At 69.5% G+C, this 18606-nt stretch carries 22 protein-coding genes; 11 read left to right on the top strand and 11 right to left on the bottom strand.

Translation table 11 applies throughout. The features are described from left to right. Positions 1-8 precede the first annotated feature (8 nt). Both JOD54_RS09345 and JOD54_RS09340 read right to left on the bottom strand, forming a co-directional pair. Positions 9-596, bottom strand: coding sequence for a DUF2537 domain-containing protein (locus JOD54_RS09345; protein ID WP_204450144.1), 588 nt, complete (start codon positions 594-596; stop codon positions 9-11). Beyond that, positions 574-1404 carry a TrmH family RNA methyltransferase gene (locus tag JOD54_RS09340; RefSeq protein WP_204450143.1) on the bottom strand — a complete coding sequence of 277 codons (831 nt, stop codon included), beginning with the start codon at positions 1402-1404 and terminating at the stop codon, positions 574-576. The genes JOD54_RS09345 and JOD54_RS09340 overlap by 23 nt, the downstream gene beginning before the upstream one ends. Before the next feature lie 177 nt (positions 1405-1581). Here JOD54_RS09340 and JOD54_RS09335 point away from each other — a divergent pair, with 177 nt between their 5' ends. The 4 genes from JOD54_RS09335 (at position 1582) to JOD54_RS09320 (ending at position 5139) form a co-directional block, all read left to right on the top strand. Then, positions 1582-3075 carry a glutamate-cysteine ligase family protein gene (locus JOD54_RS09335; RefSeq protein WP_204450142.1) on the top strand — a complete coding sequence of 498 codons (1494 nt, stop codon included), beginning with the start codon at positions 1582-1584 and terminating at the stop codon, positions 3073-3075. Positions 3076-3160: 85 nt separating this feature from the next. Then, a complete protein-coding gene (locus tag JOD54_RS09330; RefSeq protein ID WP_204450141.1) occupies positions 3161-3796 on the top strand; it encodes a superoxide dismutase in 636 nt (211 codons plus the stop codon). A gap of 207 nt (positions 3797-4003) precedes the next feature. Continuing rightward, positions 4004-4741, top strand: a complete 738-nt coding sequence (locus JOD54_RS35480; RefSeq protein WP_204450140.1) for a DddA-like double-stranded DNA deaminase toxin — start codon at positions 4004-4006, stop codon at positions 4739-4741. Further along, a complete protein-coding gene (locus JOD54_RS09320; RefSeq protein ID WP_204450139.1) occupies positions 4738-5139 on the top strand; it encodes an Imm1 family immunity protein in 402 nt (133 codons plus the stop codon). The genes JOD54_RS35480 and JOD54_RS09320 overlap by 4 nt, the downstream gene beginning before the upstream one ends. Here the strand turns inward: JOD54_RS09320 and JOD54_RS09315 are convergent. After that, on the bottom strand, positions 5136-6395 hold the full coding sequence (locus JOD54_RS09315) for an MFS transporter (RefSeq protein ID WP_204456173.1): 1260 nt from the start codon (positions 6393-6395) through the stop codon (positions 5136-5138). The genes JOD54_RS09320 and JOD54_RS09315 overlap by 4 nt on opposite strands. Positions 6396-6489: 94 nt before the next feature. Then, positions 6490-6921 (bottom strand): MarR family winged helix-turn-helix transcriptional regulator, encoded by a 432-nt coding sequence (locus JOD54_RS09310; RefSeq protein ID WP_204450138.1) that lies wholly within the window; start codon positions 6919-6921, stop codon positions 6490-6492. A 66-nt stretch (positions 6922-6987) separates the two neighbouring features. Between JOD54_RS09310 and JOD54_RS09305 the strand changes: the two genes are divergently transcribed. Next, positions 6988-7485, top strand: coding sequence for a GNAT family N-acetyltransferase (locus tag JOD54_RS09305; protein ID WP_204450137.1), 498 nt, complete (start codon positions 6988-6990; stop codon positions 7483-7485). Here the strand turns inward: JOD54_RS09305 and JOD54_RS09300 are convergent. From JOD54_RS09300 to JOD54_RS09290, 3 genes are read right to left on the bottom strand one after another with little or no spacing between them, the layout of a single operon-like run. Continuing rightward, entirely contained in the window at positions 7482-7658 is a 177-nt protein-coding gene (locus JOD54_RS09300) for a DUF397 domain-containing protein (protein WP_204450136.1), read from the bottom strand. The two genes, JOD54_RS09305 and JOD54_RS09300, sit on opposite strands and share 4 nt — an antisense overlap. 7 nt (positions 7659-7665) lie before the next feature. Further along, positions 7666-7842, bottom strand: coding sequence for a DUF397 domain-containing protein (locus JOD54_RS09295; protein ID WP_307859909.1), 177 nt, complete (start codon positions 7840-7842; stop codon positions 7666-7668). Continuing rightward, entirely contained in the window at positions 7839-8711 is an 873-nt protein-coding gene (locus JOD54_RS09290; RefSeq protein ID WP_204450135.1) for a helix-turn-helix domain-containing protein, read from the bottom strand. Before JOD54_RS09290 ends, JOD54_RS09295 begins: the two co-directional genes overlap by 4 nt. 152 nt (positions 8712-8863) lie before the next feature. Between JOD54_RS09290 and JOD54_RS09285 the strand changes: the two genes are divergently transcribed. Further along, positions 8864-9079: a hypothetical protein gene (locus JOD54_RS09285; protein ID WP_204450134.1), complete on the top strand. Its 216-nt coding sequence runs from the start codon at positions 8864-8866 to the stop codon at positions 9077-9079. A gap of 10 nt (positions 9080-9089) precedes the next feature. After that, positions 9090-9329: a DUF2530 domain-containing protein gene (locus tag JOD54_RS09280; protein WP_204450133.1), complete on the top strand. Its 240-nt coding sequence runs from the start codon at positions 9090-9092 to the stop codon at positions 9327-9329. Here JOD54_RS09280 and JOD54_RS09275 read toward each other — a convergent pair. Beyond that, entirely contained in the window at positions 9326-12253 is a 2928-nt protein-coding gene (locus JOD54_RS09275; RefSeq protein ID WP_204450132.1) for a sacsin N-terminal ATP-binding-like domain-containing protein, read from the bottom strand. The two genes, JOD54_RS09280 and JOD54_RS09275, sit on opposite strands and share 4 nt — an antisense overlap. Continuing rightward, positions 12250-13194: a DUF3027 domain-containing protein gene (locus JOD54_RS09270; RefSeq protein ID WP_204450131.1), complete on the bottom strand. Its 945-nt coding sequence runs from the start codon at positions 13192-13194 to the stop codon at positions 12250-12252. Before JOD54_RS09270 ends, JOD54_RS09275 begins: the two co-directional genes overlap by 4 nt. A 58-nt stretch (positions 13195-13252) precedes the next feature. On the opposite strand from JOD54_RS09270, the gene JOD54_RS09265 reads away from it, so the two are divergent. The 3 genes from JOD54_RS09265 (at position 13253) to JOD54_RS09255 (ending at position 16386) form a co-directional block, all read left to right on the top strand. Then, positions 13253-14062: a glutaminyl-peptide cyclotransferase gene (locus JOD54_RS09265; RefSeq protein ID WP_204450130.1), complete on the top strand. Its 810-nt coding sequence runs from the start codon at positions 13253-13255 to the stop codon at positions 14060-14062. A gap of 73 nt (positions 14063-14135) precedes the next feature. Next, complete coding sequence (locus JOD54_RS09260) at positions 14136-15926, top strand: MFS transporter (protein WP_204450129.1); 1791 nt, start codon at positions 14136-14138, stop codon at positions 15924-15926. A gap of 10 nt (positions 15927-15936) precedes the next feature. Next, positions 15937-16386 (top strand): DUF2771 family protein, encoded by a 450-nt coding sequence (locus tag JOD54_RS09255; RefSeq protein ID WP_204450128.1) that lies wholly within the window; start codon positions 15937-15939, stop codon positions 16384-16386. A gap of 1 nt (position 16387) precedes the next feature. On the opposite strand, the gene JOD54_RS09250 is transcribed toward JOD54_RS09255, so the two are convergent. Then, complete coding sequence (locus JOD54_RS09250; protein ID WP_204456171.1) at positions 16388-16774, bottom strand: cold-shock protein; 387 nt, start codon at positions 16772-16774, stop codon at positions 16388-16390. A gap of 195 nt (positions 16775-16969) precedes the next feature. Here JOD54_RS09250 and JOD54_RS09245 point away from each other — a divergent pair, with 195 nt between their 5' ends. Then, entirely contained in the window at positions 16970-17161 is a 192-nt protein-coding gene (locus JOD54_RS09245; RefSeq protein ID WP_204450127.1) for a hypothetical protein, read from the top strand. An 828-nt stretch (positions 17162-17989) separates the two neighbouring features. Here the strand turns inward: JOD54_RS09245 and JOD54_RS09240 are convergent. Further along, the gene (locus JOD54_RS09240; protein WP_204450126.1) at positions 17990-18601 is read right to left on the bottom strand and encodes an HAD family hydrolase; all 612 of its coding nucleotides are present in this window, start codon (positions 18599-18601) and stop codon (positions 17990-17992) included. Positions 18602-18606: the final 5 nt, after the last annotated feature.

The following is an 18606-nucleotide window of genomic DNA, read 5'->3' as shown; positions in this document are numbered from 1 at the left end:
GAAACGGCTCAGCTGAAGACGATGAAGGGCAGTGTCAGCCAACCGAGCGCGATGCCGCCCGCGACCCCCACAGCCACCCAACGCCAGGTCGGCACCTTGCGCGCCAACCACACCGACGGCAGCAATCCCGCGCTGACGACCAGGTTCGACGCGACGGCCAGCAGCGGCGTCGTCTCGTACAGGGTCACCGCCAGGGTGATGATCGCGAACAGCACCAGCGCCCCGGTGAAGCCCGCGACCAGCAGGCCGACCCCCCACGGGGTCGGCTCCACGACAACGTCCTCGGCGACCGGGGCTTCGACGACCTCGGGTGGTTGCACGATCGACACCTCTCCGGAGAGCGGATCCACGTAGCTGACAGGCGTGCCCATGACGGCGGCGAGGCGTTCGGCGAGCTGGTGCCCGCGCCTGCTCACCAGGTCCGCCGCTTGGTCGTCCTGGTCGCCGCGGCGCACGGCCGAGACGACCTTGGCCCACTCGTGCAGCGCGGTCGACAGGTCGCCGCCGATGGCGAGGGTGTGCGGGTCGACCTCGCGCTCCCCCGTCCCGTCGTCACCGATGAGGACGGCGCGGTCATCCTTGGCGCGCAGTTGCACCGGAACCCCTTTCCGCGAGCGCGTAGAAGGCGACCGCGGCGGCGGTGGCCACGTTGAGCGAGTCGACCGCGCGCGACATCGGGATGCGCACGGCGGCATCGGCCGCGGCGATCGCCTCGTCGGTGAGCCCCGGCCCCTCCGAGCCGAGCAGCACCGCCACCCGTTCGTCGGCGCGCACGGCCTCGGACAGCGGTACCGCATCGGCGGCCGGGGTGAGTGCGAGCACCCGGAACCCGCTGTCGCGCAACCACTTCAGCCCGTCCGGCCAGGGCTCGACCTCGGTGAACGGCACGGCGAGCACGTGGCCCATCGACACCCGGACGCTGCGCCGGTACAGCGGATCACTGCAGCCGGGGCCTAGGAGAACACCGTCAACCCCCAGTGCGGCGGCGTTGCGGAACAGCGCGCCGAGGTTCTCGTGGTCGCCGACACCTTCCAATACCGCCAGCGTGCGGGCGTTCTCGGCGAGGTCCTGGGGGGACGGCGCGGGTGCGCGGTCGGCGGTCGCCAGGATCCCGCGGTTGAGGTGGAACCCCACGGCCTCGGCCATGACCTCGGCGGAGGCCACGTAGGCGGGCACGTCGAGACCGGCGAGCTCGGGTTGGAGTTCCTCCACGCGTCGACGAACCCCGAGCAGGGCGCGGACCGGGTACGCGGAGGCGAGCAGCCGCCGCACGACCACCACTCCCTCGGCGATGACCAGGCCACGGCCACCCGGACGGTCCGGGCGGCGGTCGGCGGTCGACAGGTCGCGGAAGTCGTCCAGCCGTGGGTCCGCCGGGTCGCTCACCTCGATCACCTGCGCCACGGGGGCAGTCTCGCACGTCTGCGGCGAACGGGTAGCGCCACGACCCGCCGCTCGCTCTGTGTCACGGGGCGATAACGCGCTGCACCAGTTTGGGCGCTAGCCCAACCGGGTTGGCTGTGCGAACGTTGGCCTCCCGCGCGTGCGCCGGACGCCGATCCGGCCAGACGGGAGGGCGGCATGGGGCAAGACGTGAAAATCGACGCTTTCAGCCGAGAAGACCGGCAACGCTACCGCCAGAAGGTGCGCCGGTGCCTGGACGCGCTCGAGCGCATGCTGGCCGAGGGTGGTTTCGCCGACGAGCACCCGAGAATGGGCCTGGAGATCGAACTCAACCTGGTCGACGACGCGCTGGCACCCGCCATGCTCAACCGCACGGTCCTGGAGAAGATCGATGACCCGTGCTACACGACCGAACTGGGCCAGCACAACCTCGAGCTCAACGTGCGACCCCGGCCGCTGCGCGACGAGCAGTCCATAGACCTGGAGCACGAACTGCGCCACTCGCTGGCCCACGCGGGCCACAAGGCGCAGGACGCTGGCGCGACGCTGGTGATGATCGGGTCGCTGCCGACGCTGCGCAGCGAGCACTTCGACATCCGCTGGCTGACGCAGAACCCGCGCTACCAGAAGCTCAACGACCAGATCTTCGCCATCCGCGGCGAGGAGATGCTGTTGCACATGGAGGGCATCCCGCTGCCCGGTCAGCGCGCGGAACGGTTGCGCTGCCTGCAGAACTCGATCCTGGCCGAGTCGGCGTGCACCTCGGCGCAACTGCACCTGCAGGTGCCGCCGGAGAAGTTCGCCGCGAACTGGAACGCCGCGCAGTGCCTGGCAGGCGTGCAGGTCGCGATCGCGGCCAACTCGCCGTTCCTGCTGCGCAAGGCGTTGTGGCACGAGACCAGGATCCCGTTGTTCCTGCAGGCGACCGACACCCGCCCGCAGGAGCTGAAGAACCAGGGCGTGCGGCCGAGGGTGTGGTTCGGCGAGCGGTGGATCACCTCGATCTTCGACCTGTTCGAGGAGAACGTGCGCTACTTCCCCGGCCTGCTGCCCGAGGTCGACGACGAGGACCCGTTCGAGGCCCTCGACTCCGGCCGGGCGCCGCGGTTGGCGGAATTGCGGCTGCACAACGGAACCATCTGGCGCTGGAACCGGCCGGTCTACGACATCGCCGACGACGTGCCGCACCTGCGGGTGGAGAACCGGGTGCTGCCAGCGGGTCCGACGGTGGTCGACCTGATCGCCAACGCCGCCTTCTTCTACGGCGCGCAAAGGGCGTTGACCGCCGAGGAGCGTCCACTGTGGACGCGCATGTCGTTCCAGGCGGCGGAGGAGAACCTGCACGCGGGCGCACGGCACGCGTTCGACGCGCAGTTGTACTGGCCCGGGATCGGCTGGGTGCCGCCGGACGAACTGGTGCTGCGGGTACTGCTGCCGATGGCGCACGAGGGCCTGCGCGACTGCGGGGTGTCCGACGAGTCGCGCGAGCGGTACCTCGGCGTGATCGAGGAGCGGTGCGTGGCGCGGCGCACCGGGTCGACCTGGCAGCGGGCGGTCGTGTCCGACCTGGAGTCACGGGGGTTGGACCGGGACGCGGCGCTGGTGGCGATGCTGCGGCGGTACATCGAACTGAGCGCGGCGGGTGAGCCGGTTCACACCTGGGAGGTCTGACCGAAGGGTGGACCCGTCCAACGCACCGGTCCAGTTGCCAGTATGTTGCAGTTAGAACTGACTGGCATCAACACGAGGAGAGCACGTGGCTCCGTACGTCCTGCCCGACCTCGACTACGACTACGGGCAACTCACGCCGGTGATCATCGGCGACATCAACGAACTCCACCACAGCAAGCACCACGCCGCGTACGTCAAGGGCACCAACGACACGTTGGAGAAGATCGCCGCCGCCCGCGACGCCGGTGACTTCGGCTCGATCGTCGGCCTGGAGACCACGCTGGCCTTCAACCTCGCGGGCCACACGCTGCACAACCAGTGGTGGAAGAACCTCAGCCCGGATGGCGGCGACAAGCCGACCGGCGAGCTCGCCGCCGCCATCGACGAGCACTTCGGCTCGTTCGACGGTCTGCGCGCCCAGCTCAACGCCGTGTCCGGCACCATCCAGGGCTCCGGCTGGGGCGTGCTCGCGTGGGACCCGATCGGCTCGCGGCTGATCACCCAGCAGATCAAGGACCACCACTCGAACCTGTCGATCGCCACCACGCCGCTGCTGGTGTTCGACACCTGGGAGCACGCGTACTACCTGCAGTACAAGAACGTGAAGGTCGACTACATCGACAAGCTCTGGAACATCGTCAACTGGGCCGACGTCACCGCCCGGTTCGAGGCCGCCCTCGCAGGCGTCAACGGCCTGCGGCCGCCCGCCCCCCAGGGCTGAGGAACTTCGGCAGGATGCTCCGACAAGCCTCCCGCCGAACAAAAGCGAGACCCCCCGCACCGGACGCTTGGTGCGGGGGGTCTCGCCGTTCCCGAACTGACTGCCGCTCCCACCACGAAGCGGACGAGAGTTAGGTTAGCCTAACCTCTCAGACCCCGCAAGCCCTGTCTTCCCGGCTTGTCGTGGGTACGGTGTACGACTTGATCCGTGCCCCTCGACGAGAAGTATCGGCAGCTCAGGGCCGCGACCGAACGGCTCAGTCGGCTGAAGTTCGCGGTGCTGGCCGTGCAATCCCAGCTCGACGATGTGCGCCGGACCGTGCACCAGGTGCTGTGGGGCACGAACACCTTCACCGCCCCTGCCCTCGCCGTGGTCGCCGCCAACGACTACCTGCTGCGCTTGGCGGCGACGATAGGTGAGATCGAGGCCCTGCTCGCCGTGGTGCTGGCCCGCGCGGATCCGCCTGCACCGGCGTCGACTCCCCAACCAGGCGTCACCAACCGACACGGCGACCGGTACCCGCCAGAAGCGACGCCCTACCAGGACGTCTTGCCGCCCCGGGTCCGTCAAGGCCGCCGCAACGCGCCGATCGTCGCCATCCTCGAGGTCGACGGCCAGTCCTTCGGCGAACTGACCGCGACACCGCAGGACGACTGGACGGCGGAGTCGCGGGCAAGGATCCGCCAACTCGGCCTGGCAAGGCGGGCCGACCGCGTGGCCAACCACGTCGAGATGAAGGCCGTGGCAGTCATGGTGCGCACACGCGGCAGGCAGGCGAGAGTCATCATCAACCACGCGCCGTGCGGCTCCGAGCCGGGTGCGTGGATAGGGTGCCACTCTGTTCTGCCGGACTTCATCCCCGAGGGCAGCAGCCTCACCGTGCTGGGCACCGATGCGCGAGGCGAACCCTTCTCCCGCACCTACAAGGGCAAGGCAACGCGATGACGGACGATCTCCTGCGCCACGGTTGGCTGCACGTGGACCAACTCCCACCCGGCTTCGACCTGGTGGCGGCACTGCGCGAAGTGGATTTCGACATCCCCAGCCTCTGGGTGATCGCAACGGGCTCCACCGACTTCGTGTCGGGCGAACACGCCGAACTGGGAGTCGGGGTGAACGGCGACACCGGCGTGCTGGACTGGATCGCGGGTGACCAGAGGTCGGTTCCCCGCAACGGGACCAACGCCGACTGGAAGTCGTATTTCCTGGCTGGCCTCGACGAGACTTCAGTGCCGCCGGGGGCGGAGGTGCCGGTGGAGGTCGCTTACCAGGCGCTGGCGGAGTTTCTCGCTACGCGGGCCCGGCCCACCTGTGTTGAGTGGCGGGTGGCTGAGGAGGGCTAGCGCTCGAAGCCTGGTTTGCGCAGCAGCAGACGGCTCCAGCCGGTGGTGGGGCGTTTGATGCCGCCGCGCACCAGGAGCACTGCACCGCAGAGGATGGCGGTTAGGGCGGCCACCGCACCGCCGATGATGAAGGGGGAGCGGGCTCCCCACTGGTCCGCCATCCAGCCGACCATGGGGGCGCCCAGTGGGTTGCCGCCTACGAAGACGAGCATGTAGAGGCCCATTACGCGGCCTCGCATCTCGGGGCTGACGGCCAGTTGGACGGTGGAGTTGGCTGTGGTCATGAAGGTCATGAGGCACAGGCCCACCGGGATCAGGGCTATGGCGAAGGTCGAGTAGGACGGCATCAGGCCGACTACGACTTCGAGGATGCCGAAGGCGAGCGCCGAACCCAGTAGCAGCCGGGTGCGGGGGCGGCCGCGGGAGCTGCGGCGGACGGCGAGGACCGAGCCGGCGAGGGTGCCGATGGCGAGGGTGGTGGACAGGAGGCCGTAGCCGTCGGCGTCGCGGTGGAAGACGGTGGCGGCTACTACGGCGAGGGTGACGAAGAAGGTCATGCCGAAGGTGCTGACGAAGAACACCAGGACCATGACGGTGAGGATGTCGGCGCGGCGGCGGACGTAGCGCAGGCCCTCGCGCAGTTGGCCCTTGGCGCGCGGGACCTTGGGGCCGCGGATCAGCTTCGCCGGGTCCATCCGCAGCAGGCCGACGATCACCGCGACCGTGCACACGGCGTTGCCGAGGAACAGCCAGCCGGTGCCGATCAGGATGATCATGACGCCGGCGATGGCCGGGCCGACGATGCGCGCCAGGTTGAAGCTGGTCGAGTTGATCGCGACCGCGTTGGCCACCTGGTCGCGCCCGACGATCTCGGCGACGAACGACTGGCGGACCGGCACCTCGACCGCGGCGAACGCGCCGAGCACGAAGCACAGCGCGTAGACGTGCCACACCTGCACGATCCCGGTCACGTCGAGCACACCGAGCACGAGCGCGCACAACGCGAGTCCTATTTGGACGCCGATCAGCAGCTTGCGCTTGTCCAGCCGGTCGGCCAGCACCCCGGCCCACAGCGAGAAGATCAACGTCGGGAGGAACTGCAGCGCCGCGGCGATGCCGAGGGCGACCGGGTTGTTGTCGGTGAGCACCAGGACCAGCCAGTCCTGGGCGATCCGCTGCATCCAGGTGCCCACATTGGACACGACCTGCCCGGTCGCGAACAGGCGGTAGTTGCGCACCCGCAGCGAGGAGAACATGCCGGGCTTGGGATCCGGCGGGGACGGCGGCGGCGGGGTCGTCGAGGTGCGTTCGGTCAGCTGCTCTCGGGTACCACCCGCGTACGTCGGCATCCTAGTTCTGGTTCCCCGCCATCCTGTCGATGATCTCGGCGGCCCTGGCGAGGACGGTCCGTTCCTCGTCGGTCAGCTCCGCCAGTCGCTTGTCCAGCCACGCCTCCCTGGCGGAGATGTCCGCCTGGATGTAGACCCGGCCCTCGTCGGTCAGCGCCACGATGGCCTGCCTGCCGTCGCTCGGGTGCGGGCTGCGGGTCACGTACCCCAACTCCTCCAGCGCCGTGATGACCCTGGTCATCGACGGCGGCTGGACGCCCTCCTTGGCGGCGAGCTCCCCCGGGGTCAGCGGGCCGCACTTGTGCACGCAGGACAGGGCGGACAGCTGGGTGAGGGTGATCGCGGCGTTGGTGCGCTGCGCCCGGAGCCTGCGGTTGAGCCGCACCACCGCCAGCCGCAACCGGCTGGTCAACGCGCGCTCGGACTCGGACATAATGTTTAGCATACCTTACTAAGCAATCGTCGGTCGACGAACTTGGACCCGCGCTACTGTTGATCTATGCAGGTGCGCCGCGCGCGACCGGGGGACGGCCACGGGATGGGCCGGGTGCACGTCGCCGCCTGGCGGGCCGGCTACCAGGGGATCATGGGCGACGACCGGTTGGCCGGGCTCTCGGAGCGCACCTTCGGGCGGCGCTGGGAGTCGATCGTGACCAGCCCCGGCGAGGTCCGCAACTTCGTGGTCGAGCGCGACCGGCAGATCGTGGCGATCGGCTCGGCCGGACCGCCCAGGCAGCCGGTGGCGGCCGGAGAGGTGCACATGATCAACGTGCACCCGGACGCCTGGGGCACCGGCGCGGGCACGGCGATGCTGGAGCGGCTGCAGGACGAGCTGCGGACGTTGGGGTACGCGCAGGCGTACCTGTGGGTCGCCGACGGCAACCAGCGCGCGATCAGGTTCTACGCCAACCGCGGCTGGTCACCGGACGGCGAGGTCATGGACGACGAGCGGGAGTCGCCGCCGCTGCGGGAGTTGCGGTACGTGCGGGAGCTCTAGCGGGCTTTGACGGCGGAGAGGAAGGTGCCGAAGGCCGGGCGGTCGAAGCCGAGGGCTCCGGCGGCCGGGTTCTTGGAGTCCCGCACACCCACCGCCTCGACCTGAACCCGCAGCTCAACACAGGCGTTGTCGGGCGTGCTGCGGGAACTCTTGCGCCATGCAGTGCTGTTCATGGCGGCCCTACCGGGCCTTGATCGCGATGAGCATCGCGTCGAAGGCGCCCCGGCTGAAGCCAAGGGCACTGGCGGCGGGGTTCTTGGAGTCGCGAACTCCGACCACCTCGACACGCACGGCAAGCTCAACGCAAGCGTTCATGTTCCCGCTGCGGGAACTCTTGCGCCAGATCCCAGAGATCACAGCATCTCCTCAAGGTCGCTCAACACGCTACGCATGAACGATATCGAATCCTCGGGCGACATCGCTCGCACGCAGATTGCCTCGAAAATTTCGAGGAAGACAGCGACAGTCGCCTTTCGATCGACTGTCTCTCCCCCAAGGGGGTACTCGAGATACACCGTGTGCGAGTGAACCGGGTCGTCATCGAAGCGGAGTAGCACAACCGGGCCGTTCATCGGCCCGAACGATCCGGCGGCGAACGGCATCACCTGAATGGTGACATTGTCCTTGGCGGCCATGACAAGCAGGTGGCGAAGCTGGTCCGCCATGATGCCCGGGCCCCCCACGTGCATGCGCAGCACGGCCTCGCTGACAATGGCGTGCAGGGCCAGGGGCTTGTCCATTTCCAGCAGCTGGCGACGCCTCTCGCGCTCGGCTGCTCGACGTTCGCGAAGAACCTCGTCAATGGTGTCGAACGGGTCGCCACTGGATGCCGCCCTGGCGTAGGCATTCGTCTGCAGCAGACCGGGCAGCGCGATGTAGTTGATTGTCAACTCGGCAACCGCATCGGCTTCGTCCCGCCGGAAGGCGATGTACTTCGCGGGCGTGTCGTCGACATCCTTGATCGCCAAGGTGGCCTGTCTGGCGTGGGTCCAGAGGGCCATGGCCTCGGCGCGCTCCTCGTCCGTGGCGCCGTAGACCGTCAACAGGGCGGCGAACAGGTGCTTGTTCGGTAGCTGCTGGCCGTTCTCCAGTCTGGAGATCGTCGTCCTCGAGGTGTCCGCCAGGGCGGCGGCTCGTTCGGGGATCAGGGTCGGGTCGTGCCGCTTGCGGAGGGCCTCCATGTAGCGGCCCACCATGCGCTTGCGTCGGGTCTGCTCGGGCGGCATGGCGGTCACCCTAGCGATCCGAACGGACCAACGACCATCACCCGAACGCGTATTGCGACTCGCGCTGCGCGCTCGCTACTGTGCGACTCAACGGCCATTATCATCCCTTCCTGAGGCCGCATTTATCCCACAACAGCTCGGAGGCACCTCACATGACCTACGTCAACAACGGCGGCATCACCCCGGAGGTCTGGGTGTGGATCGACCGCAACCCCACCGCCGAGGTCGACCGGCTCGACCCGCACCAGGTGGCCCTCAAGCTCGGCGACCCGACCGCGCCCCTGCGGCTCGTGGTCGACGAAGACGCGCTCGGCGCCCTCGAGCGGCTGATCAAGCAGGCTCGGGAGGAGTTCGCGGGGGCGCGCTAGCCTTGCGGGCATGTCCCAGCGCCAGACCCCGCCCCTGCCGCCTTCGCTTCTGGCCATGGGGCCGATCGTCTACATCGGCACGGCGATCTGGTTCGTCGTCGCGGTGGTGCTGACGTTCGTCGACCGGGGGTCCATCTACATGTGGACGGCCTGGTCCGGCGGTGGGCTCGGGATCATCGGCGCGCTCATCATGGTGTGGCAGCGACAGGCGGGTAAGCGCGGCTCTAAGGCCGCGCAGCGCATCGACTAGGTCAGGTAGTGCGCGGGCTCTTCGATAAGAGCCGTGAACGTGTGGCGATCCGTCCAGCAGTCCGTAGTCCACGCGAGTGCCCGGGCCAAAGCCTCCGGGGTGTCCTCGCAGTGCACTACGCCATCGATGACCCACCACGGCACGTTGTGGTCACCGGTGGGCGTGCGCACCAACAGCTTGTCGTGCACCAAGAGGCTGCCGAACGGGATCGGCACGTCCAACAACTCACAGGCCGCAGCGACGGCACCGAGCTCAGACCACGGCACAGGCTCAGCAGCGGAAACGATCTCCCCACCGGTTTCCTCTGTCGCCAGCGGTAGGTCCAACAGTTCGGCCAATGGCTCAGCAAGCGCGAAATCAGGCCCCGCGGACACAACCTGGTCTTCGGGCAAGACAGTCAACAACCAGGGGGCATCCAGCACGACGCAGTCAGGCGCGACCGTGCCCGCCAACGTCCGCGTCGTTTCCGGGAGCCGAACGTCGGCCGGGTCGAACAGCTCGTCGGCCGCCGCTTCGGCGAGCACCGCGTGGGTGCGCAGGACCGCGCCGGGGTGCAGACCACGATCCGGGTCACCCAGGCGGATCAGCAGGTCTTCCGCGTCATCCGCGTTCTCGACCCGCAGGCCGGAGCGCACACCGATCGCGGCCAGGACCCGCAGGTCCACGCCGATGTCGGGGACGATGTCGTAGAGACCTTCCAGGTCATCAGCGTCCGGGAGGCGCCAGTCCGACGGGGCGGCACCCGCGATGACGGCGTGGCGGGCGATCCACCAGCCCGTGTACCCGTCGGGCTCCAGCAGGGCCCGCCAGGTGTCCGGGTCGGCCGCCAGCAGGGCCAGCGCGCGGGGCCAGGCGTCGTCGGTGACCAGATCGAGGTCGCGGACGGCCAAGACCCTGGCAGGCGGCTCGACCCGGCTGTCCCACCACTCCGCCTCGTCGGCGAGCGCGTGGTCCGGGCCGGTCGGGGCCTCATCCGCGACCAGGGCGAACGCGTCCAACACGCCCACAGCGGCCAGCACGTGGTCCGGCCACTCGGCGGCGACCTCGGCAGAGAGCACGCCAACCGGCGCGTCCTCGTCGAGCACATCCAGCAACGGCGAACCGGGCAGCGCCAACTCGTCGGCGCGCCGCCAGTCCCCCACGGAATCCTTGAGCGCCAACGCGCCCAGCCACGGCCGCTCCCCCGTGCGCACCCCGGCGTCCCTGGCCAGCCGCAGCACGACCGACACGAGACCGCTGATGTCCACACCGGACTCGACGTCGTCCAGACTGCGCTCGACCGCGTCCTGCAGGCCACCCGCGTCGAGCAGGTCGACCGGTCCACCCCGGTGCGCGCCGAGCCGCTCCAGCACCGGGTGCGCGGCCTCGGCGTGCACCACGTGCAGCACCCCGACCTCGGCGTGCGCGAGCAGTTCCAACAGCTCGGCGTCCTCGACCAGCACGACCCCGGCCGGACCGGGCAGCGTGCGGCCGTCGGCGAGCGGGACCGGCAGGGCACCCAGCTCCAGCCGGGCGGTCCCGTCGGTCTCCACGACCGGGGCGAGCGTCGTGTACAGGTCGTGCCACCACTGCGGCGGGCGGGCGCGACCGGTGATCATCTCGACCACATCGGCAAGGCCGAGGCGGGGCACGTCCAGCGCGGCCAGCGCGCCCGCGTGCCGCTGCGCCGACAGCCACCCGGCGCCCAGGTTCGGCACGATCTCGGCCAGCAACTCCGCCAAGCCCTCGGCCTCGGCGTCGAGGACCTGAGTGCGGGCGGGGGCCAGGTCGTCACCCTCGGCCGCAGGCAGCCAGGTGTCCTTGCGCAGGGCGCTGACCAGCAGTTCACGCAGCCGCTCGTCGACCTCGGAGAGCGGGAACCCGGCCAGCGGGACCAACGCGGTCCGGTGCTCCTCGGGTGCCAGGCGGATCAGTTCCGGGTACACGCGGGCCGCTTCAGCCAGCACAGCCTCGGCGGCAGCACTGGAGTGCAGCCTGCGCCTGCTCGGCTCTATAGGCAGGGTCGCGATCAAGCGGGCCGGTAGCGACAGCCGCTCGTCTGTCGGCGTAGGAGCGTGCAGGACGTCGTCGCCTAGAGGGAGCGGAACGCCGTCAGAGTCGACGCGCGCGGCCCAGCAGACACTCCACTGCCGCCGTTGGCGAGCTTCGACGCCTAGGTGCTCGACCAAGTCGTCGGCGAGGCTGCCGTCAACGCGATGCACGAGCCAGGACACGACACCGTCCGGGCCGTGCACCTCAACGCGGGATCCCTGGTCGACACGCCACCAGGCGTCGTCACCGATCTCTATGCGGTCCAGGCCGGGTAGAGCAAGAAGCAGATCAGCGGCCTGCGCGGCGAAGTCGGCCAGCAGCTTGCGGCCATCGACGTCCGCGCGCAGCGGTAGGCGCACCTCGGTGGCGAACCCGGCCGGGACCTCAGCGTCAACGGGCCAGACCATGCGCAGGACGGGAACACGCCCGCCACGCTTAGCGGCTCTAGCGGCTAGATCGGGGTGATCGGCAAGAGCAGCGCGAGTGTCCTCGGCGGAGAAGGCAACACCGCCGTTGAGCGACAGCACGCGCGGGGAGTCAGTCACAGCAAGCACAGCGGCGAAACCAACACCGAACTGGCCAACGCCCTGTGCGGCGCTCTTAGCCGAGGCGCGTAAGGAGGCCAGCGCGGCGACCCCGTCGGCATCTAGCGGTCGGCCGGTGTTGGCGGCGCGCAGTTCGCCGTCGACCAATGACAGTCGCAGCGTTCCTGTGCCGTCGGCGGCGTCCGCGGCGTTCTGCGCGAGTTCGACCAATAGGCGGTCGCGGTAACCACCTAGGTAGAGGTCTTCCTCGGCGTTGGCGTCTTCGCGGAACCGGGTCGGGGACGCGGTCCAGGCACTGAGCACCGCTGCACGCAGCGCGGCAGTGCCGAAGGGATCGGCGGTGCTCACCCGCGCGAGTCGGACTCGGGCTGACCGGACGGTTCGGCTACCTGCTCACCCTGGGCCACAGCGTCAACTGCCTGCTCGACCGACTCCGGGCTGGGCTGCTCGACCGCGGGCGGCTCGTCCACCGACGCCTGCGCCTCGTCGGCGGCAGGCTCATCGGTCTCAGGTTCGCCAGCGGGCTCCTCGGCCACGGGGGTGACCTCGATGTCGAGGCGGGCGTCGTCGTAGATCAGGTCCGCCACGAGCACCGGGGAGATCTGCTCGACCTCGTTCTCGGAGTGCGCACCGCAGCCGTAGCCCGCGTGCACAGCCCGGCCGTCCGCGGGCGAGATCTCGTTGCCGCACACACCGAAGGCAGCGCCGAGAGAGCCCGCGACGGGCAGGTAGAAGCCACAGGTGCCGCAAGCCGCAGGGGCGCCGCGCGCCATGTCCGAACCCGGGCCGAACTCGCCGACCTTCCAGCGGTCGGCGGCGTCGACGCGACCGAAGCGCGACAGGACGCGGACCCGGCCGAGGCCGACCTCCATCGCCAGCGCCTCGACCTCGGGGTCGTCCGACTCGACGTAGGCCGGGACCAGGCGGGGGTCGTCCGGGTCGACCGGCAGGAGGTCGCCGACGCCGAGGTCACCGGCGCGGACGCGGTCCTGCCAGGGGATCCAGGCGGGGGCCACGAGGGCGTCGGGACCGGGCAGCAGCACGACCTCGCTGACGGTCACCTCGTCCCCCGAGGTCGCGGCGGCGACGGTGACCGCCCACCGCCAGCCCCGGTATCCGGGTTTGTCCGCCTCGAAGAGGTGGGTCGCCGACGCCGAGTCCTCGGCCCGCACCGCAACGTGCGCGCCGACTTCGGACCCGGCCTGCTCCCGCGCGGCGGCGCGCGCGAACTCGACCGCCGCGAGCAGCGCGGGGTCGGTCACGGCTTCTGGTGCAGGCGTCGAGGTCATCACCGGTGATTGTGCCCCACGCCCGAAGCGGGTGACACAGCCGTGTCACGCTAGTGGGGTGCGCGCCCGTCTGACCGCCCTCGTCGCTGTCGTCGCCTGCCTCGCCACAGGCTGTTCCGGCACGTCAGAGCCCCGGCCGTCGACGACCGCCGCGATCCCGACCAATTCCGGGGTCCCGACGCTCAAGCCGCAGGTGCTCGCCGAGGTCCCCCACGACGGGACCGCGTTCACCCAGGGCCTGGAGTTGGTCGACGGGGTCCTCTACGAGGGCACCGGCCTGGAGGGGCGGTCGCAGATGCGGGCGACGGATCCGGCTACCGGGTCCGTGCGGGAGCGGGTGGAGCTGCCGGACGAGTTCTTCGGTGAGGGGATCACGGTCGTCGGCGACCGGATCTGGCAGATCACCTGGCAGAACGGCGTGGCCATAGAGCGCGACCGCGACACCCTCGCCGAGAAGCGCCAGGTCACCTATGAGGGTGAAGGTTGGGGCATCTGCCACGACGGCAGCAGGCTCGTGATGAGCGACGGGACCGACAAGCTCACCTTCCGCGATCCGGCGACCTTCGCGGCGACGGGCGAGGTGCGGGTCCGCGACTCCCAGGGGCCCGTGGTCAAGCTCAACGAGCTCGAGTGCGTCGACGGGGCCGTCTACGCGAACGTCTGGGAGACCGACCGGATCGTGCGGATCGACCCGGCCACCGGCGCGGTCACCGCGGTTGTGGACCTCACGGGGTTACTGCCTGAGGGTGAACGCACCGGCGCGGACGTGCTCAACGGTATCGCCGCGGTGCCGGGGACCGATGAGTTCCTCGTGACGGGCAAGCTGTGGCCGAAGCTGTTCCGGGTCCGGTTCGCGGCCGCGGGCTAGGTGCCCGAGACTGTCCACTTGACCATGAACCGGCAGGCCAACCGTGCCCCGGATCAGCCCCCGGTACGGCAGGATGGAACACGTGATTCGCAACGGCCCCGCTGATCAGCCGCCGTCCGGCCGCCGCTCGGGCCGGAAGGCGAAGCGGGGCTGGGCGGATGTCCAACAGCCGAGCTGGCGGACCCCCGAACCGCCCACCACCGGCATCCCCCGGCAGAACCCACAGCTGCCCCCACACGCACCGCACCGCCGCGATCCACTGCCTCCGCCGCGCACCACTCGGCCTATAGAGCCGGAGGAGCCGAGGTACGAGACCTACGGCGATCGCGACCCCGAGAGGTACGGCCGCCCGCCACACAGGGAGCCCGAGTACCGGGACGACTACCCGCCGCAGCCGCGCTATAGGGACACCGGCACGCGGTACGAGGAAGAGCCGCCGACGGAGATAGAGCGCCGAGAAGGCCCTCCGCCCGGGTACCCGAAGAAGCTGACCGTGACCCGGGTCGCCGCGATGCGCAGTAGACAGCTGACGGCACAGGCGATGACCGCTTTCCGTAAGGCCGCGAACGCCGACGGTGCCGACAAGTCCGGCCTAACGTCGCTGACCTACGCCACGATGCTCAACTACGCGGGCGACGCGGCGATGGCGGTCGCCCTGGCGAACACGCTGTTCTTCTCCGCGGCGAGCGGGGAGAGCAAGGGCAAGGTCGCCCTGTACCTGCTGATCACCGTGGCCCCGTTCGCCCTGCTCGCGCCGGTCATCGGGCCGATGCTGGACCGGCTGCAGCGCGGCCGCAGGCTGGCCATGTGCGTCGCGTCGGCCGGTCAGGCCCTGATGTGCGTGATCATGGCGATGCACTTCGACGACTGGATGCTCTACCCGGCGGCGCTGGGGAAGATGGTCCTGTCCAAGTCGTTCACCGTGCTCAAAGCCGCGATCACACCAAGAGTCCTACCGCCGGAGATCACGCTCGCGAAGACCAACGCGCGGTTGACCGTCTTCGGCCTAGCGGCAGGCGCGGTGGCCGGAGGGCTTGCCGCCCTCTTCGCGAACCTCTTCGGGTCACCAGGCGCGTTGTGGTTCACGGTGTTGATCTGCGCAGTGGGTGCCGCGCAGGCACTACGGATCCCGGCGTGGGTAGAGGTGACCGAGGGCGAAGTTCCGGCCTCTATCAGCGCCAAGATGCCGCTGCCGACCACAAAACGAACGCCTATGGGCCGACACGTGGTGGTGTCGCTGTGGGGCAACGGGTCAATCCGCGTGCTTACGGGCTTCCTGATGATGTTCGCGGCTTTCGCCGTGCGAGCCCAGAACGAAGCCGAGCCATTCCAGCAGTTGCTGCTCTTGGGCCTGATCGCGGGCGCGGCGGGTATTGGCAGCTTCGCCGGGAACGCCGTAGGCGCGCGCATCCACATCGGTAACCACGAGCAGGTGGTGCTGGGGTGCCTGATCGCCGCCTTGGCGACGACCGTGGTGGCCACCCTCACAGCGAGCATCTTCGCGGCGACGATCGTGGGTCTTGTCGGCGCTATAGCCAGCGCGCTGGCTAAGAACAGCCTCGACGCGGTCATCCAAGACGACCTGCCCGAGGAGTCCCGCGCGTCCGCCTTCGGCCGGTCCGAGACCGTCCTCCAGTTGGGCTGGGTCTTCGGCGGCGCGGTCGGGGTGCTCCTACCGCCGATCTGGTGGGTCGGCTTCCTGGTCGTGTCGGTGATGCTGGCCCTGGGCCTCGCGCAAACCCTGCTCACCCGCAAGGGCGGCAGCCTCATCCCCGGGTTCGCCGGGCAGCGCGCCAGCGAGAAGATGGCCGCCGCGGTACGCCGGTTCCGCCCCGCGCCGAGGTCGAGCAGGCACGACACGTAGGGTCGCTGGCGTGCGCAGAGCCATCACCGCGACACTCGCCGGTGCCACCATCGTCCTCGCCGGTTGCTCAGCACCCCCGCCGCCCGACGTCACCTTCTACACCGACGGCTCGAGCGTCAACGCGGGCCCGATCTGGCTGTGCGAGGTCGGCAAGGAGAAATGCCTCCAAGACCTGCACGCGGTGGCGACCCTGCCGACGCGCAAGGGCCAGACCGTGCAGATCTCCGTGTCGTCCGGCGTCGCCGACAGCCCGTGGGGCGTGGTGTTCTCCTACATCGACAAAGACGGCAAGCAGATGGCGGCGAGCAGCACGCTGATCACGAAGGACCTGTCGTACACGCTGACGCCGCCACCCGAAGCCGAGCGGCTGGTCTACGTCGAAGTGCAGAAGCTGCAGGTCGTGCGGGGAAAACTGGTCCAGTCCGGGGTGTGGGCACTTGGCACCGAAGCGCGGCAGTGACCTACGGGTCGAGTTCCCGCGCCACCGCCCGGACGACCTCGGCGATGCGCTTGGTGACCTTGCGGTCGGGGTAGCGGCCGCGCTGCAGGTCCGGCTGGACGGTCGACTCCAGCATCTTGATCATGTCCTCGACCAGCCCGTGCAGCTCCTCGGCAGGCCTGCGCCTGGCCTCGACCACCGACGGCGGCGCATCGATGAGCCGGACCGACAGGGCCTGCGGCCCGCGCCGCCCGTCCGCCACGCCGAACTCGATGCGCTGCCCGGCCTTGAGGCCGGGGACGCCAGCGGGCAGGGCGGAAGCGCGGACGTACACGTCCTCACCGCCGTCCTGCGTGACGAACCCGAAGCCCTTCTCCGAGTCGTACCACTTGACCTTGCCGGTCGGCACAGATCTCACCGTTCCCTAGTTCGTCAGTCCGCCCCAGCGCGCCCCGTCGGATCTCGTCCGGGTCCGCGCAAGACGAACGCGCCCCGGGCTCACCCTGGACGCGTCCCCCAAGCCTAAGCCAGCCGTTAGGTCGCCCCAGCCCCGCCCGAGCGTTACTGCTGAGGACCCAACGGATGGACCACCTATCCTGTTCCCATGGCGGCCCGATCCCACCCCACCCGCACCCTCCACGTCGCGTTCCTGCTGTTCGGCGTGGGGCTACTCGCGGTAGTCGCCATCTTCGTCCTGGCCGCGCTGGGACACACTGCCCCGTGGCTGTGGGCCGTGTCCATGGCTTTCCCCGCGGGCCTGGCGCTCGCCGTGGTCCACGTGATCCGCAGGCGCTAACTCTCGCCCTCTTATCGCGCACACACGCGCGGGCCAGCCCCCACCCTCTCCGGGGGTCGCCCCGATGCCATTCTATCGGCCCTCAGAGGCGGGGGAAGGGGCGCGAAGAAGCTGTGGACCGGCGGGGAGGTTGTGGATAGTCGGGCCGGGTGTGGGCTCGCGAGTGGGTGAGTGCGCGGGCCGGATACCAGGTCACTCAGGGCGTGCGAGCAGGGAGCAGTTCCCGCAAAGCAATCGAGTAAAGCGGGCAGCCCGCGAAGGCGACACCAGCAGGCCAGAACGGACGCGCTAAGGACTCGCGAGCAGAGGCAGTTCGCGCAGAGCGATCACGCAAAGCGGACAGCCCGGCGAAGGCGACGCCAGCGTGCCGGGAACTGGCGGGCTAAGGACTCGCGGGCAGGGGCAGCTCGCGCTGGACGGAGGTAGCCCTCAGTGGGCGCGCGGTGGCCATGACAACTGGGGGCTCGGGGGGCGGCTTCTGAGAGGCCGGATCGGAATGGGTCGCCTGTTCGTAGTGGATGGCGGGCACAACGGGCGTCAGCTGATGTGGGGCACGGGAGACACAGTCGACGGGCGGGTCGGGAACTGGCTCATGGGCAGGGCGGATCTCCGCTCGCGGAGCGCGCGAGCAGGGCTGGAGCAGCTCGCGAGGGCACTCAGAGTGGGCAGGACAGATCGCGCCCGCATGTGCGCACCCCCACGCGCGGCCCAGCCCCCACCCTCTCCGGGGGGTCGCCCCGATGCCATTCTATCGGCCCTCAGAGGTGGGGGAAGGGGCGCGAAAAGGCTGTGGACTGGTGGGGAAGTTGTGGACAACCAGGCCGAGTGTCAGCGGGCCAAGTGGGACTTGAGCCAGGCGGGGAACTCGGTTAGGTCGGCTAGGACGACATCCGCGCCTGCGGCCGTTAGTTCCTCCGCTGTGCGGGGGCCTGTGGGTACGCCAACAGCCAGTGCTCCGGCCGCGTGAGCCCCCTTCACGTCGCCCTCGTGGTCGCCTACGTAGATGGTGGCGCCGTACTCCAGCAACGCTTCGGCCTTGGCGGTGGACCAGAGTTCGCCCACCAAGGCGTCCACGGTCCAGCCGAATTGGGCTAGGTGTTTGGCGGCGTTGGGGCCGTACTTGCCGGTGACTACCAGGGTGCGGCCGCCTGCTTCGCGGACCGCTTCCAACGCCTCGCCTGCGCCGGGGAGGGCGACGGTGGCGGGGATGACTATCTCTGGGTAGAGGGCGCGGAAGCGGTCGACCAGCCAGGGGATGCGCTCTTCCGGGGCCTCGAAGCCGCGGAAGATCATGTCGAGGGGTGGGCCGAGGTTGGCGGCGAAGTACTCGCCGTCCAACGCTAAGCCGGTTTCGTCGGCTAGGGCGGTCATTGCGGCGACCATGCCGGGGCGGGGGTCTATGAGGGTCATGTCCAGGTCGAAGCCAACCGCTAAAGGCACAGGGT

Origin of the sequence: Actinokineospora baliensis (assembly GCF_016907695.1) — a bacterium.
Lineage (GTDB): Bacteria > Actinomycetota > Actinomycetes > Mycobacteriales > Pseudonocardiaceae > Actinokineospora > Actinokineospora baliensis.
Note: the sequence above shows the minus strand (reverse complement) of the source record. Positions and strands in the feature narration are given on the sequence as shown.